Annotated in this window: 14 protein-coding genes and 1 pseudogene; 10 read left to right on the top strand and 5 right to left on the bottom strand. The window is 73.5% G+C overall.

From position 1 onward, the window contains the following. Position 1 precedes the first annotated feature (1 nt). Positions 2-574, bottom strand: coding sequence for an SMI1/KNR4 family protein (locus OG556_RS00565; RefSeq protein ID WP_371515283.1), 573 nt, complete (start codon positions 572-574; stop codon positions 2-4). Between the two features lie 175 nt (positions 575-749). Here OG556_RS00565 and OG556_RS00560 point away from each other — a divergent pair, with 175 nt between their 5' ends. After that, on the top strand, positions 750-1,490 hold the full coding sequence (locus OG556_RS00560) for a hypothetical protein (RefSeq protein ID WP_371515282.1): 741 nt from the start codon (positions 750-752) through the stop codon (positions 1,488-1,490). Between the two features lie 22 nt (positions 1,491-1,512). On the opposite strand, the gene OG556_RS00555 is transcribed toward OG556_RS00560, so the two are convergent. Beyond that, a complete protein-coding gene (locus tag OG556_RS00555) occupies positions 1,513-2,256 on the bottom strand; it encodes a class I SAM-dependent methyltransferase (protein ID WP_371515281.1) in 744 nt (247 codons plus the stop codon). 269 nt (positions 2,257-2,525) lie between these two features. Here OG556_RS00555 and OG556_RS00550 point away from each other — a divergent pair, with 269 nt between their 5' ends. Beyond that, on the top strand, positions 2,526-2,840 hold the full coding sequence (locus OG556_RS00550) for a hypothetical protein (protein WP_371515280.1): 315 nt from the start codon (positions 2,526-2,528) through the stop codon (positions 2,838-2,840). Here OG556_RS00550 and OG556_RS00545 read toward each other — a convergent pair. Beyond that, positions 2,824-3,309, bottom strand: a complete 486-nt coding sequence (locus tag OG556_RS00545) for a Ser-Thr-rich GPI-anchored membrane family protein (protein WP_371515279.1) — start codon at positions 3,307-3,309, stop codon at positions 2,824-2,826. The two genes, OG556_RS00550 and OG556_RS00545, sit on opposite strands and share 17 nt — an antisense overlap. A 241-nt stretch (positions 3,310-3,550) precedes the next feature. On the opposite strand from OG556_RS00545, the gene OG556_RS00540 reads away from it, so the two are divergent. Next, on the top strand, positions 3,551-3,829 hold the full coding sequence (locus tag OG556_RS00540; RefSeq protein WP_371515278.1) for a hypothetical protein: 279 nt from the start codon (positions 3,551-3,553) through the stop codon (positions 3,827-3,829). 137 nt (positions 3,830-3,966) lie between these two features. Here the strand turns inward: OG556_RS00540 and cynR are convergent, their stop codons facing one another. After that, positions 3,967-4,875 carry a transcriptional regulator CynR gene (cynR, locus tag OG556_RS00535; protein WP_371515277.1) on the bottom strand — a complete coding sequence of 303 codons (909 nt, stop codon included), beginning with the start codon at positions 4,873-4,875 and terminating at the stop codon, positions 3,967-3,969. A gap of 123 nt (positions 4,876-4,998) precedes the next feature. Here cynR and OG556_RS00530 point away from each other — a divergent pair, with 123 nt between their 5' ends. From OG556_RS00530 to OG556_RS00520, 3 genes are all read left to right on the top strand, one after another. Next, positions 4,999-5,613: a carbonic anhydrase gene (locus OG556_RS00530; protein WP_371515276.1), complete on the top strand. Its 615-nt coding sequence runs from the start codon at positions 4,999-5,001 to the stop codon at positions 5,611-5,613. A gap of 90 nt (positions 5,614-5,703) precedes the next feature. Further along, positions 5,704-6,174 (top strand): cyanase, encoded by a 471-nt coding sequence (cynS, locus tag OG556_RS00525; protein ID WP_350881326.1) that lies wholly within the window; start codon positions 5,704-5,706, stop codon positions 6,172-6,174. A 75-nt stretch (positions 6,175-6,249) separates the two neighbouring features. Beyond that, positions 6,250-6,750 (top strand): nucleoside deaminase, encoded by a 501-nt coding sequence (locus OG556_RS00520; protein WP_371515275.1) that lies wholly within the window; start codon positions 6,250-6,252, stop codon positions 6,748-6,750. A 294-nt stretch (positions 6,751-7,044) separates the two neighbouring features. On the opposite strand, the gene OG556_RS00515 is transcribed toward OG556_RS00520, so the two are convergent. After that, the gene (locus tag OG556_RS00515; RefSeq protein ID WP_371515274.1) at positions 7,045-7,767 is read right to left on the bottom strand and encodes a histone deacetylase; all 723 of its coding nucleotides are present in this window, start codon (positions 7,765-7,767) and stop codon (positions 7,045-7,047) included. Between the two features lie 322 nt (positions 7,768-8,089). Between OG556_RS00515 and OG556_RS00510 the strand changes: the two are divergent. The 4 genes and pseudogenes from OG556_RS00510 (at position 8,090) to OG556_RS00495 (ending at position 13,902) form a co-directional block, all read left to right on the top strand. After that, positions 8,090-12,072 (top strand): annotated as a pseudogene (locus tag OG556_RS00510) (Pls/PosA family non-ribosomal peptide synthetase). Positions 12,073-12,169: 97 nt separating this feature from the next. Next, positions 12,170-12,382 (top strand): DUF4287 domain-containing protein, encoded by a 213-nt coding sequence (locus OG556_RS00505; RefSeq protein ID WP_371515273.1) that lies wholly within the window; start codon positions 12,170-12,172, stop codon positions 12,380-12,382. Between the two features lie 338 nt (positions 12,383-12,720). Next, positions 12,721-13,308, top strand: coding sequence for a hypothetical protein (locus OG556_RS00500; protein WP_063352909.1), 588 nt, complete (start codon positions 12,721-12,723; stop codon positions 13,306-13,308). Between the two features lie 87 nt (positions 13,309-13,395). Then, the gene (locus tag OG556_RS00495; protein ID WP_371515272.1) at positions 13,396-13,902 is read left to right on the top strand and encodes a DUF6882 domain-containing protein; all 507 of its coding nucleotides are present in this window, start codon (positions 13,396-13,398) and stop codon (positions 13,900-13,902) included. Positions 13,903-14,011: the final 109 nt, after the last annotated feature.

The following is a 14,011-nucleotide window of genomic DNA, read 5'->3' as shown; positions in this document are numbered from 1 at the left end:
CTCAGTCCTTCAGCATCACCAGCGGCAGTCCGCTGCCGTCCCAGGCGAGGCGCGTCTCGTCGGCCCGGTAGCGGTCGGCTTCCAGGTCGGCGGCGAAGGCCTCCAGGAACTCCCGCAGGCCGGCGGCCTCGTAGCCGGCCCGCCAGCCCTCGTGCGACCAGTCGATGATCTGGCCGCGGCGCTGCGGGGCGGGCGGGTCCAGGTCGATGCAGATCACGTCGCCGTTGCCGATGGAGATGAAGGGGACCCATCCGGCGGACCAGGCGACGTCCCGGCGGATCACGCCGTCCTCCGCCCGCTCGTCCCAGGGCGGGTCCCCGGCGTCGACGGACCGCTCGCGCCAGTCGTCCACCATCGCGTCGAGCGGGTGGAGCGCGGCGTGTAAACCGATCAGGACCCCCGGCAGGCCGTCGTGGCAGCGGTAGGACTCCCGGACGTCCGGCGGGAGTTCCACCCCCATCGCGGTCTCCGCCGCCCGGATCTGCCCGTCGGTGGCGCCGGGCGGCATCGCGGCCGCCACCTCCGGGGCGATCCGCTCCAGCGCGGCCTCGATCCGCGCCCACAACTGCTGCATCGGGAAGCCCCCTTCGTCGTGCCGAGTCGTCGTGCCGAGGACCGGAACGTAGCACCGGCCACCGACAGTCGTCAGTCGCCGGGCGGTGCCAGGGCTCCTGTCAGAGCCACCTGGTAGGAAGGGGCTGATCGTCAGCCGACCGGCCGCCGATGCGTGGTCACCGAAGGAGATCCGGATGTCCGTGGAAGACACTCCCGTGCGGGAGGACGTCATGACGGCCGGGGCGGCCCTGCGGATCTACCCCGATCCGGCGGACGTCTTCGTCGCCGACCAGGCCGAGTTGGCCCGGCACCTGCACCCGCTGGTCTCGATCGACCTGGCCCAGGTCAACCCGGCCTGGCACGGGTGGATCCACCTGCTGAGCCCGCTGGAACCGTCGGAGGGCTGCATCGGCGACCACACCTCGGCCTTCCACACGGGGCTCCAGGCGCCCAACTGGCTCGGCTTCACGCTGGAGGGCGACCGCCTGCGCCTGGCCGGCGACGTGCGCTACTTCGCCCGGGCGGCGGGCCCGGGCGAAGTCCCCGACCCCTGGCCCGGGTTCCACGCCGACCTCGCCGAGCACTGCGAACGCCAGGAGCGCAGCTACCGGGCGCACCGCGACAGCTTCCGCCGCGAGGGCCGGCTCGTCCACCTGGGTGACGACGGCCTGCCGCACCCCGGCCGCACCGGCGAGATGGCCCTCCTGGACCAGCTCGGCGGCTACGCCGACTCCGCCGGCAACTGGATCGAGACCGACGTGTTCCCGCTCGACTACGACGGCGACCGCACCTGGCCGGTCGGCCCGTCCGGCCGCCGCTTCGAGTTCGTGGCGGCGGTGCCCGGCTGGCACTACCGCGGCAGCGGCGCCGACTGGATCATGCTGTTCTTCGAACCCGTCGACCGGCTGGCCCTGTTGACCTTCGACTGGAGCTGAGGCACGGACGGCGCCGGGCCGGTCAGACGCGGCAGCGCAGCAGTTCCAGCGGCGGGCTGGCGAGGAGGTCCGCCCAGAAGTCCTCGCCGAACTCGCGCAGGCCGGCTTCGGACACCTGCAGCGGGACCCACTCGGCGTCGCGGAACCCGGCCGCCCGCAGGCACTGCTCGTAGACCTCGCGGCGCGGGGCCGCGCCCACGATGCTGATCGGCTGCGGGTCGAGGAGGGCCGTGATCCGCACCCGCGGGCCCGTCTCGATCTCCTCGCCGGTCGGCTCGCAGCGGAACCCGTACTTGTCCAGGGAGGGGCAGTCGAAGCGGTAGTCGGGCTTCTGGGCGAGCACGAAGAACTCCCCGCCCGGCACCAGGCTCCGGTGGATGGTGCGGCACATCCGCTCCATCGCCGCGACGTCCTCGGCGTAGTTGAGGCACTGCACTCCCAGCGCGATGTCGAACTTCCGGTCGAGGGGCCGCAGTTCGGAAACGTCGCCGACCTCGTAGCGCACGCCCAGCGGCTCGCGCCGCTCGATCGCGCGCGCGGCGGCGACCATCTCGGCGGAGATGTCGACGCCGAGGACCTCGGTGGCGCCGCGCCGCTTGAACTCCCTGCTGTAGAAGCCGGTACCGCACGCCAGGTCGAGGACCGACCGGCCGGCCACGTCCCCGACCAGGCCCAGGAAGCTCGGCACCTCCCCGTAACGGATCATGGGCAGGGACTTGAACCCCTCGAACGCCTCGCCGATCCCGTCGTACTGCTGCACGCCCACGTGCCGCCCCTCCTGTGCGTCGCCCGCCGGGTCGCGGCCGTGGCGGAAAGTCTCCTCCGCCCCGCCGGGCCGCCGTACTGGCAGATGGCACAAAGAAGTTGGCCGGCGCATCGGGGGCGAACCCCCCTATCGCCCAACACCGCTCTCCGGAGGGGCGGGGAAACGCCGTCGAAGGTCCATTCGAGTGACGTCCCGCGTCCTCGCGTGTCCGAACGGCCACACTGGCACCGCTGAGGAAGCCAAGCCCGCCGTTCAAAGGAGACGAGTCCGTGAAGAGCCTCGGAAGGACGCTGGTCACCGTCGGTGCCGCTGCGGTTCTGTGCATCGCAGTCCCGTCCAACGCCCAAGCCGCGGAGGGGACTTTCACCTACATCAGCAACAACCAGGAGCACACGCTGGAGAACCCCGAGGGCGACCGGTGCTACGACCTCGGCCGCCGCGTCACCGAGCTGTACAACGACACCGACGCGGAGGCGACCGTCTTCCTCGGCGCCGGCTGCCGGGACGAGGTCAAGACCATCAGGCCGGGTGGTTCGAGCGCCCAGAGCGGCATCCGCTCGGTCAGTTTCACCGACGACGAGTAGCCGGCGCACCCGGCGGCGGGGCGGTCCGGCCGTCCGACGCGATCGTGAAGGGCTCGGACCAGTTGCCGGAATCACCGGACAGGACGACCCGGTAGTCGTCTCCAGGGGGGACGTCCGGCACGGTCACCTCCATCCGTCCCAGCAGGATGTCGAAGTCACGGGCGAGGACCCGGTCGAGGAGGGTGACGCCGCCCGCGCGCAAGGCGATGGACCCCGTGCGGTTGGTGATCTGCGCCGGCGGATCCGAGACGTCCCAGGTGACTTCGACCCGCTCGCCGACCCGCCAGAGCGCCCCCGCCCGAGGGGAGAGAATGCGCGGCACGTAGACGTCGCGCCGGGACGCGCGCTCGGCGGAGTGGGCGGCCACCGCCGGACCGGCGGCCTGCGCCGGCACCGTGGCGAGCAGGCTCGGCATGGCGGCGGCGGCCAGAGCCACCACGCCCAGGACGGGCCGGTTCCAGATCCTCATGGCCTCAGTGTCCCGGTTCGTCCCCCGACGAGCGCACGGACGGGCGCCGCTTCCCTCGATCGGGGGAACGGTCGTCGGCGACGGACGGCCCGTGAGGGGGGCGTGGCCCGAGGCGTGAGGGCGGCAAGCGGCCCGTCAGCCGCGTGACGGGGTGTGCGGTGCGGGCGTCACGGCCCCTTTCCCGGTGCGGGTCGGTCGCCTACGGTGGGCCACCCCGAAGACTGAGGAGCGGAGGTTCCCTGTGGCGGAGGACGAGGCGACGACGCAGTACCGCAGCTACGCCTGGGAGGACGAGCACGGCGTCAAGTACGTGGCCGCCTACCCGGGCGACGAGGAGGCCGACGAGGAGCGCAAGGCCGAGCTGCGGGCGTTGGGTGCCCGCGTGTCGGCGGACCTGGTGGCCGAACAGCAGGCCGAGCGGGAAACCGAACAGCAGGCCGAGCGGCGGAGGGCCGGGCGGGCGGCCGGGCGCGCGGGGCCGGCGCTGCGCCTGATCCGTGGTGGGGGCGGCTCGTCCTGAGTGCGTGACCGGGCCCGCCGGTGCGCAGGGCGCGGACGGGCGGGCGGAGCGGGAAGTCGGCCGGGCCGACTTCCCGCTCCGCGGTCGTCGGGGTGCTCTCTCTCCTCCCGGGCGGGGGCCGCCGGGCGCGGCCCGCTTCAGGCCGGGCCGTCGGGGGTGTGGTCGAAGGTGTGGGCGCGGTGTCGGGCGAGGTCGCCGAAGGAGCGGGCGGCGGCGCTCTGGTAGGCGGTGTCCCGGCGGAGCAGGGCGACGGCGCGCGAGGGGAGCGGCGGGTCGACCGGGACGGAGCGCAGGTGCGGGTGTTCGCGGGTGGTGGCGTCGGGCAGCACGGTGGCGAGGCCGGTGCGTTGGACGATCGCGACGAGCGCGCTGACGGAATTGGCCTCGATGGCGGTCCGCGGCCGGACCCGGTGGTCGGAGAGGAACCGGTCGATGTGCTGCCGGGTCGCGAAGTCGCCGCTGAGCAGGGCGAGTTGCTGGTCGCCCAGTGCGCGGACCGGGAGCGGGCCCGAGTGGGCCGCGTACGGGTGGTCGGAGGCGACGACGAGGCCGAGGTGCTCGGTGAACAGGGTGGTGGCGGTGATGGCCGGCAGGTGCGTTCCGCCGAAGGCGATGCCGAGGTCGAGCTGGTCGGCGGCGAGCTCGGACTCGATGCGCTCCTGTGCCAGCTCGCGGACGTCCAGGCTGATCCCGGGGTGGCGCGCGTGGAAGTCCCCGATGAGCGGCCCGGTCAGGTAGGCGGTGAAGGTCGGGGTCACGGCCAGGCGCAGGGTGCCGCGTGAGAGGTCCTTGACGTCCCGCACCGCGCGCTCGGCCGCCGCGAGGTCGCGCAGGGCCCGGCGCGCGTAGTGGGCGTAGGCCTGGCCGGCGTCGGTGAGGCGCACGGTGCGCCCGGAGCGGTCGAGGAGCTGCACGTGCAGCGAGCCCTCCAACTGCTTGATCTGCTGCGAGAGGGTCGGCTGCGAGACGTGCAGGGCCTCGGCGGCGCGGGTGAAGTTGGCGTGCTCGGCCACGGCGAGCAGGTACCGGAGGTGGCGCAGTTCCATGAGCCAACTATAGGCAGCGCTGATGGCAATGATGGCTACTGCGTCTTGGACGCTATAGGCGCAGGTCATGCATCGTGGAGGTCATCGGCAGGCACCAACGGTCGTCGAAGAAGGAGTGACCTCATGAACGAGATGGCGCAGGGTTTCCAGCGGTTCAGTCGGGAGGTGTTCCCGACCCGGGCGGCACTGTTCAAGAAGCTCGCCACCACCCATCAGCCGACCGCGCTGTTCATCGGCTGCTCGGACGCCCGGGTCGTGCCGGAGCTGATCACCCAGACCGATCCGGGCGAGCTGTTCGTCATCCGCACCGCCGGCAACCTCGTGCCCCCGTACACCCGGGGCGCGGACGGTGTCGCGGCGAGCATCGAGTACGCGCTCGGCGTGCTCGGGGTCACGGACGTGATCGTCTGCGGGCACTCCGCGTGCGGCGCGATGACCGCCCTCGCCTCCGGCGGCGACCTCGCGGGCCTGCCCGCCGTCGCCACCTGGCTGCACCACGCGGACGTCGCCAAGGCCCGCACCGACGCGGCCGAGCATCCGGCCGGCGCGGAGCGGGTCGCCGCCCTGGTGAAGGACAACGTCCTCGCCCAGCTGGCGAACCTGAGGACCCACCCGTCGGTGGCCAAGGCCCTGGTGCAGGGCAGGGTGACCCTGCACGGCTGGGTCTACGACATCGGATCCGGCTCCGCCGAGACGCTCGACACCGACAGCGGACGGTTCGTCGCCCTGGCGGGCTGACCACCGCCGTCCCCTCCGACCGTTCCCTCCCACCACCCCCAGACCAGGTCCGGGCACCCGCCCCGGACCCAACCCCGAAAGGCCCACCCCATGGTGCACGCGCAGTTCGACCAGACCGCCCGTCAGCAGCTCGCCCTGGAGGTCGTCGACGCCAAGACCCGCAAGGACCTCACCTGGCAGGAGCTCGCCGACACGACCGGCCTGTCCGTCGCCTTCGTCACCGCCGCCCTGCTCGGCCAGCACGCCCTGCCCGCCGACGCGGCCAAGGCCGTCACCGAGCTCCTGGGCCTGGACGAGGACGCGGCCCGGCTGCTCCAGACCATCCCGCTGCGCGGCAGCATCCCCGGCGGCATCCCCACCGACCCGACCATCTACCGCTTCTACGAGATGCTCCAGGTCTACGGCACCACCCTCAAGGCCCTGGTCCACGAGCAGCTCGGCGACGGCATCATCAGCGCCATCAACTTCAAGCTCGACGTCAAGACCGTCGAGGACCCCGAGGGCGGCCACCGCGCCGTCATCACCCTGGACGGCAAGTACCTGCCCACCAAGCCGTTCTGATCCCCGTGCGGGCCGGGGCGGCCGACAGGCCCCCCGGCCCGCCGCCCCACCCCCGACCAGCAGGGAACCGCCACCGTGGACTTCGCCCAGCACACCATCGACCTCGCCCGCCGCAACGTCGCCGAAGGCGGGCGCCCGTTCGCCACCGTCATCGTCAAGGACGGCGAGATCCTCGCCGAGAGCCCGAACAGGGTCGCCCAGACCGGCGACCCCACCGCGCACGCCGAGATCCTCGCCATCCGCGACGCCTGCACGAGGCTCGGCACCGAGCACCTGACCGGCACCACCATCTACGTCCTCGCCCACCCCTGCCCGATGTGCCTGGGCTCGCTGTACTACTGCAGCCCCGACGAGGTCGTCTTCCTCACCACCCGCGACGACTACGAACCGCACTACGTCGACGACCGCAAGTACTTCGAACTCGCCACCTTCTATGCCGAGTTCGCCAAGAACTGGGACGAGCGCCGGCTGCCGATGCGCTACCTGCCCAGCGACGCGGCCATCGACGTCTACCGGGCGTGGCGCGAGCGCAACGGCGGCGAACGCCGCGTCGCCGGCGCGCCCGTCGCGGCCTGACGAGGGCGCACACGATGCCCGAGCCGATCGAGAAGGCCGCGTGGATCCGGCTGGAGAACGGCCGGGTCCACGCCGCCGTGGACCTCCCCCTGCTCCTGCACGGCCAGCGCTCGAGCTGAAGGGCGCGATCTTAAAACCGCCTTTGACGAAGCCGCCGGGTGGCCGCCGCCGGCCGCCGCCACCCGCCGGCGGGAAGTGCCGCTCCGCCCGTGCGGTGGCCTGGCGCTTCCTTTGCCTGATGTGGCCGGAACCCGTGTAGTTGTCACCGTACGGTCACCACGGGGTGAACAACACCTAAAGGTCCAGACCACCGCCCAGTACGGCCAGGACGTCCGCCGCGTTCCAGTGCCCGGCGGCGCCCGGGCGGGAGGCCAGGTAGTCGGCGCAGCGGCGCGCGTTCCAGCCGTGGGACTCGGCCAGGCCCGCGGCCAGGGTGCGCAGATAGGGCGCCGAGGGCGGATTGAGTTCGGCGCCGGCCAGGCCTTCGGGGGCGGTGAAGGTCAGCAGCGGGTGGCCGTCCAGCTCGCCCGCGTGCACCAGCGTCTCGTACCGGCCGGGCCCGAGCCGGTCGCGTCCTCGGGCGAGGGTGCGGGTGAGGTCGAGGTCGGTGCCGGGGCTGCGGCGCATCTCCTGGGCGGCGATGTCACTGAACTGACTGATCGTCATCAAATAGATGCGACAAGGAAGTTCATCCGAGGCGTCCGGATCGTAGAAGCCGCTGCCGCCGCCCCACACCGCCGACTCCCGCGCGAAGTACAGCGTGCCGGGCAGCACCGCGGCCACGTCCCGGCGCGGCGGTCGGTGGTCGCGGCAGCCGGGGTAGGTGCGCGCGCCGCCGTCGGGGCGGCCGCCGCGCAGGTAGCAGGCGAGCCGGGCGGCGTGCAGGTTCGACCCGTACGCCGCGTACCAGACGAGCCGCGCGCCGCCCTCCGCGCCGCCCTCGGGGCCGCCGGCCGTGCTGCCGGACGCACCGCCCCCGCCCTCGGCCGGCCACCGGCGGGATCCGGCCACCACCATCGCTAAACCTCCAGATTTGGTGGGTCCGCTTTCACTACCGGTAGCGTCCCCGCCGCTATGGCGTAGACCACTCTTCGCCTTCCCGTCATATGCCTCCTGCCTCTGGCGATTACCCTTCGCCACCGAAAGCGATCGAAAAACCCCGAAATGACTTTCGAATCGTTCCCTGATGCCCCCATATGTCGCCGAAAATGAAAAGTTCCTTTGACTCCACCTTCACGGCATCCAGCGGGCTCCCAGTCGAGTCATGGTGAGTGAGGCACCACGCAAGGTGACTCCCCGCATTCATCCTTATGACTACTCCCAGCCGAGGACACTCCTTATGGACGCACGCCAGGACATGGCAGGCCCGGGAACGCTGAACCGTCCCGGGCCCGCTCACGCCGCCGGTTGGCCGGCCGTCCGGCCCGCGCACCCCCGCAGCCTGCTCGACATCGTCACCGCCACCGCCGACGCCCACCCGCACGCACCCGCGCTGGACACCGGCACCGCCGTACTCGACTACCGCGCCCTCATGCACGAGGTCGACACCCTCGCCGGCGTCCTCGCCGGGCACGGCATCGGTGCCGGAGACCGGGTCGGCGTGCGCATCCCCTCCGGCACCGCCGACCTGTACGTCGCCATCCTGGCCGTGCTGCGCTGCGGCGCCGCCTACGTGCCCGTCGACGCCGACGACCCCGACGAGCGCGCCGACATGATCTGGCAGGACGCCCAGGTGTGCGCCGTCCTCGGCGCCGAACGCCGACTCGCCCCCGGCTCCGCGGCCGGGCCCGGCGGCAACCCCGCCTGGCCCACCCCCGACGACGACGCGTGGATCATCTTCACCTCCGGCACCACCGGCCGCCCCAAGGGCGTCGCCGTCACCCACCGCTCCGCGGCCGCCTTCGTCGACGCCGAGGCCCGCCTCTTCCTCCAGCAGCAGCCGCTCGGCCCCGGCGACCGCGTCCTGGCCGGCCTGTCGGTGGCCTTCGACGCCTCCTGCGAGGAGATGTGGCTGGCCTGGCGCCACGGCGCCTGCCTGGTGCCCGCCCCCCGCTCCCTCGTCAAGGCCGGCACCGACCTCGGCCCCTGGCTCGTCGAGCGCCGCATCACCGCCATCTCCACCGTCCCCACCCTGCTCGCCCTGTGGCCGCAGGAGTGCCTGGACGCCGTGCGCCTGATCATCGTCGGCGGCGAGGCCTGCCCCGCCGAACTCGTCGAGCGCCTCGCCACCCCCGGCCGCGAGTTCTGGAACACCTACGGCCCCACCGAGACCACCGTCGTCGCCACCGCCGCCCGCATGCTCCCCGGCCAGCCCGTACGCATCGGCACCCCCCTGGACGGCTGGGAGATCGCCGTCGTCGACGCCGCCGGCCACCCCGTCCCCTGGTACGAGACCGGCGAACTCCTCATCACCGGCATCGGCACCGCCCGCTACCTCGACCCCGCCAAGGACGCCGAGAAGTTCAGCGCCCACCCCGCCCTCGCCTCCCCCCGCGTCTACCGCAGCGGCGACCTCGTGCGCAACGACCCCGAAGGCCTCGTCTTCGTCGGCCGCGCCGACGACCAGATCAAACTCGGCGGCCGGCGCATCGAACTCGGCGAGATCGACGCCGCCCTCCAGGCCCTGCCCGGCATCCGCGCCGCGGCCGCCGCCGTCCGCAAGAGCCCCGCCGGCGCCGACCTCCTGGTCGGCTACCTCGTCGCCCAGCCCGGCACCACCCCCGACCTCACCGCCGCCCGCCAGCACCTGCTCGGACGCCTGCCCGCCCCGCTCGTGCCCGTCCTCGCCCTCGTCGACTCCCTGCCCACCCGCACCTCCGGCAAGGTCGACCGCAACGCCCTGCCCTGGCCGCTCGCCACCACCGGCACCGCCACCCCCGGCACCGCCGCCCCCTGGACGGCACCGCCGGCTGGCTCGCCGGCCGCTGGGAGAGCATGCTCGGCATGGCCCCCGGCCACGGCGACGACTTCTTCGCCCTCGGCGGCTCCAGCCTCACCGCCGCCCGCCTCGTCTCCGAACTGCGCACCCGCCACCCCGGCGTCTCCGTCGCCGACCTCTACGCCCACCCCGTCCTCGGCGACCTCGCCGACTACCTCGACAACCTCGCCGGCCCCCCTCATCCCGGCGGCGCCGCGCACACCCCCGCCCCCGCCCCCACCCGCACCGTGCGCCGCACCCCCGCCAGCGCCGGCCTGTGGCAGACCCTCATCCTGCTCGGCGTCTTCGGCATCTCCGGACTGCGCTGGATCCTCGCCCTCACCGCCTTCGACAACCTCATCGGCAACCACCTCAGCTGGGCCCCGCACACCTCCTGGTGGCCCGTCGCCGCCGGCCTCCTCCTCTTCTACAGCGCCCCCGGCCGCACCCTCCTCGCCGCCGGCGCCGCCCGCCTGCTCACCGCCGGCCTGCGCCCCGGCACCCACCCCCGCGGCGGCCAGGCCCACCTGCGACTGTGGGCCGCCGAACGCGCCGTCACCCTCTTCGGCGTCGGCGCCCTCGCCGGCACCCCCTGGGCCCTGCGCTACGCCCGCGCGCTCGGCTGCCGCATCGGCACCGGCGTCCTCCTGCACACCCTGCCCCCCGTCACCGGCCTGGCCCGCATCGGCGCCGGCGCCACCGTCGAACCCGAAGCCGACATCGCCGGCTGGTGGCTCGACGGCGACACCCTCCACCTGGGCCACATCGACATCGGCGACGGCGCCCGCATCGGCGGCCGCTCCACCCTCATGCCCGGCGCCCGCATCGGCGCCGGCGCCGACATCGCCCCCGGCTCCTGCGTCACCGGCGCCGTACCCGCCGGCGAACACTGGCACGGCTCCCCGGCCCGGCCCTCCACCGAGGCCCGCACCACCTGGCCCGCGGCCACCGCCACCCCCCGCTCCCGCTTCTGGAACCTCGCCTACGGCGTCGGCCTGACCGTCTTCGGCCTCCTGCCGATCATCGCCGCCCTCCCCGCGCTCGCCATCGTCTTCACGATGGTCGACACCGACCGCACCCTCACCGCGGCCCTCCTCCAACTCCTGCCCGCCACCATCCCGCTGGCCGCCCTCACCCTGGTGTGCCACGCCACGCTGATAGCGACCACGGTCCGCCTCCTGTCCATCCCGCTGCGTCCCGGCTTCCACCCCGCCCACGGCCGCGTCGCCTACTGCGCCTGGGCCGTCACCCGGCTCAGCGACACCGCCCGGCGCACCCTCTTCCCCTTCTACGCCAGCCTCTTCACCCCGGTGTGGCTGCGCCTGCTCGGCGCCAAGGTCGGCCGCCGCGTCGAAGCCTCCACCGTCCTGGCCCTGCCCGGCCTGATGCGCGTCGACGACGGCGCCTTCCTCGCCGACGACACCCTCGTCGCCCCCTACGAGCTGCGCGCCGGCTGGCTGCACATCGGCCCCGCGCACGTCGGGCGCCGCTCCTTCGTCGGCAACTCCGGCATCGTCGGCCCCGGCCGCCGACTGCCCGACAACTCCCTCGTCGGCGTCCTGTCCGACACCCCCGTCAACGCCCCCGAAGGCTCCTCCTGGCTCGGCCGCCCCGCCTTCGCCCTGCCGCGCGTCGCGGCCGCCGGCGGCGACGCCCGCACCTACAACCCGCCCCGGCGCCTGATGTGGGCCCGCGCCGGCGTCGAACTGTGCCGCCTGCTGCCCATCGTCCTCGCCGCCCTCCTCGGCGACCTCGTCCTCGCCACCCTCCAGGAACTGCGCGACGACTACGGCCTCCCGCGCGCCCTGGCCGCCGCCGGCCTCGTCCTCATCGGCGCCGCCGTCATCGCCTGCCTGGTCACCACCGCCGCCAAGTGGTTGCTCGTCGGGCGCTTCCGCGTCGCCGAGCACCCCCTGTGGTCCACCTTCGTGTGGCGCAACGAGCTCTACGACAGCTTCGTCGAGGAACTCGCCATGCCCTTCGGCGGCTCCAGCATCACCGGCACGCCCTACCTCAACGCCTGGCTGCGCAGCCTCGGCGCCCACATCGGGCGCGGCGTGTGGTGCGAGACGCACTGGCTGCCCGAGAGCGACCTCGTCACCGTCGAGGCCGGCGCCAGCGTCAACCGCGGCACCGTCCTGCAGACCCACCTCTTCCACGACCGGGTCATGCGCCTGGGCCCCGTCCACCTCGGCCCCGGCTCCACCACCGGCCCGCACTCCATCGTGCTGCTCAACTCCTCCCTCGGCGCCGGCACCACCGTCGGCCCCGCCTCCCTGGTCATGCGCGGCGAGAACGTCCCCGGCACCACCCGCTGGCTCGGCAACCCCGTCGCCGCCTGGAACGCCGACCCCGCCCTCGTCCCCGTCGCCGGGCGGCGGGCCAAGCGCAAGGTCGGAGTGTGATGCAGATCACTGCTGCTGGGCGATGAGTTGACGATGCGGTCGCGGTCCTACCTGGGTAGACCGCGACCGCATCCGTTCCCGAAAGGGCGTACCGACCATGACCGCCACCCCCGCCAAGGGCCCCGCCGGCTACTTCCCGTCCATCGAGAAGAAGTACGGCCGACCCGTCGCCGAGTGGAAGGACCTCATCCGGGCCTCCCCGCTCGGCAAGCACATGGAGCTCGTCGCCTGGCTCAAGACCGAGCACGGCCTCGGCCACGGCCACGCCAACGCCCTCGTCGCCCACACCCTCGCCGAAGCCGCGGCCTGAGCCTGCCGCCCGGCTCCGGCTCTGCTGGTGATGCCCGTCGCCCGGCTCTGCTGGTGACGCCCGGCCTGCGCCCCGTGGCGGATGGCGGATGGTGGGCCGGCGGACGACGACGACGGGGCCGGGGCCGCCTGCGGCACGATCGGGAAGCAGGCGGCCCCGGACCCGGGTCGTTCCGTACGGGCGGGGCATCGACCGCGATGCCCGTACGGCTGCGGTCGGGACCCATTCGACGACTTCAACAGCACTTGAAGTCAAGCCCCCGGCGGCCCGGGGCGCCGGAGGGCGGGGTAGCCTCGCTCCCGGCGGGGGCCGGCGGACGAGGTTTCAGGGGCGGTCGAATGGAACAGCAACAGCGCGGCTACTGGCGGGTCGCGGACGGTTCGGCGGTCAGCTCCACCCAGGCCCAGGTCGCCTGGACCAGGGCCGCCTACCCGGCCCTGGTGGACGTGGCCCGCCGCTACCACGCGGTGATCACCTACTCCGAACTGGCCGAGACCGTGCAGGAGGCGGCCGGGGTGCGCACCCGGGTGCACCAGCGCACCTGGATCGGCAAGGTCCTGGCCCTGGTGGTGCGCGAGGCGCACCGCCGCGGGGACCCGCCGCTGACCGCACTGGTGGTCCACTCCACCGACGGCATGGTCGGCGTCGGCTACCAGGAAGTGCTGGCCGTGGCCGGACAGCCGCCGCTGGCAGCGGACATGGACCGCGAACACCACGCCGCCGCCGCCCGCCTCGCCTGCTACCGGCACTTCGGCGCCCAGCTCCCCGCCGACGGCGGCACCCCCGCCCTGGCCCCGCGCCTGCAAGCGGCCGTCAACCGCAAGGCGGCCGCCGCCACCCCGCCCCGCCCCCCGGCGATCTGCCCCTCCTGCTTCCTCCAACTGCCCGCCACCCGCATCTGCGACTCCTGCGGCGCCAGCGCGTAGGGGCCTTCCTGCGGATCACGCCGGGCCCGGACGGAGCAGCAGGCCGAATGGGATGATCTTGCCGGCAGTTCCGTACGAGGAGGCACGGTGGACGATCACTCGAAGCACGACCACTCCCGGTGGGAGGGCGTCGTGATCGCGGCCCGCGAACGTGCCCGCTCGCGGCAGGCCCTCATGGTCGAGCGCTTCGGACTGTCAGGTGACGTGCAGTACCACTGGTCGATGGACGACGCGCGGATCACCTGGTCGCGCAGGAGGAAGTGGTCGCGCAGGAGCGAGGTGTTCCTCACCGGCCGGCTCACGATGATCGGCAGCGTCAGCCTCGCCCGGCAGACCTGGCTGTGGTCCTGGGCGAACGAGTCGCTGCCGCCCGCCGTCCTGGGCGACATCGAACGGGTGCGGCGCTTCGGCGAGGACAACGACTTCCCCGTCCTGCCGTGGCCGGGCTTCGACTCCCACCCCGAACTCGTCGCCGAGGCGCGGACGGTCGCGGCCTCGGTGCTCGACGCCGACGGGCTGTGGATGGAGTCGGCGGACGACACCGAGCTCCACTTCCTGCTCCACGACCTGGTGCCCGCCGCGGCGGCCGACTAGACGGACGGGCGGGAAGCCGGGCGGTCGGGCGGGCGCTCGGCTGGGTGGTCGGGTAGGCGGACGGCTCGTCGGACGGCCGGGCGGGCGGCGGGGCCCGCGGACCCGCGGC

Origin of the sequence: Kitasatospora sp. NBC_01300 (assembly GCF_041435235.1) — a bacterium.
Taxonomy (GTDB): Bacteria; Actinomycetota; Actinomycetes; order Streptomycetales; family Streptomycetaceae; genus Kitasatospora.
The sequence above is the reverse complement of the archived record's forward strand: the minus strand, read 5'-3'. Positions and strand labels throughout refer to the sequence as shown.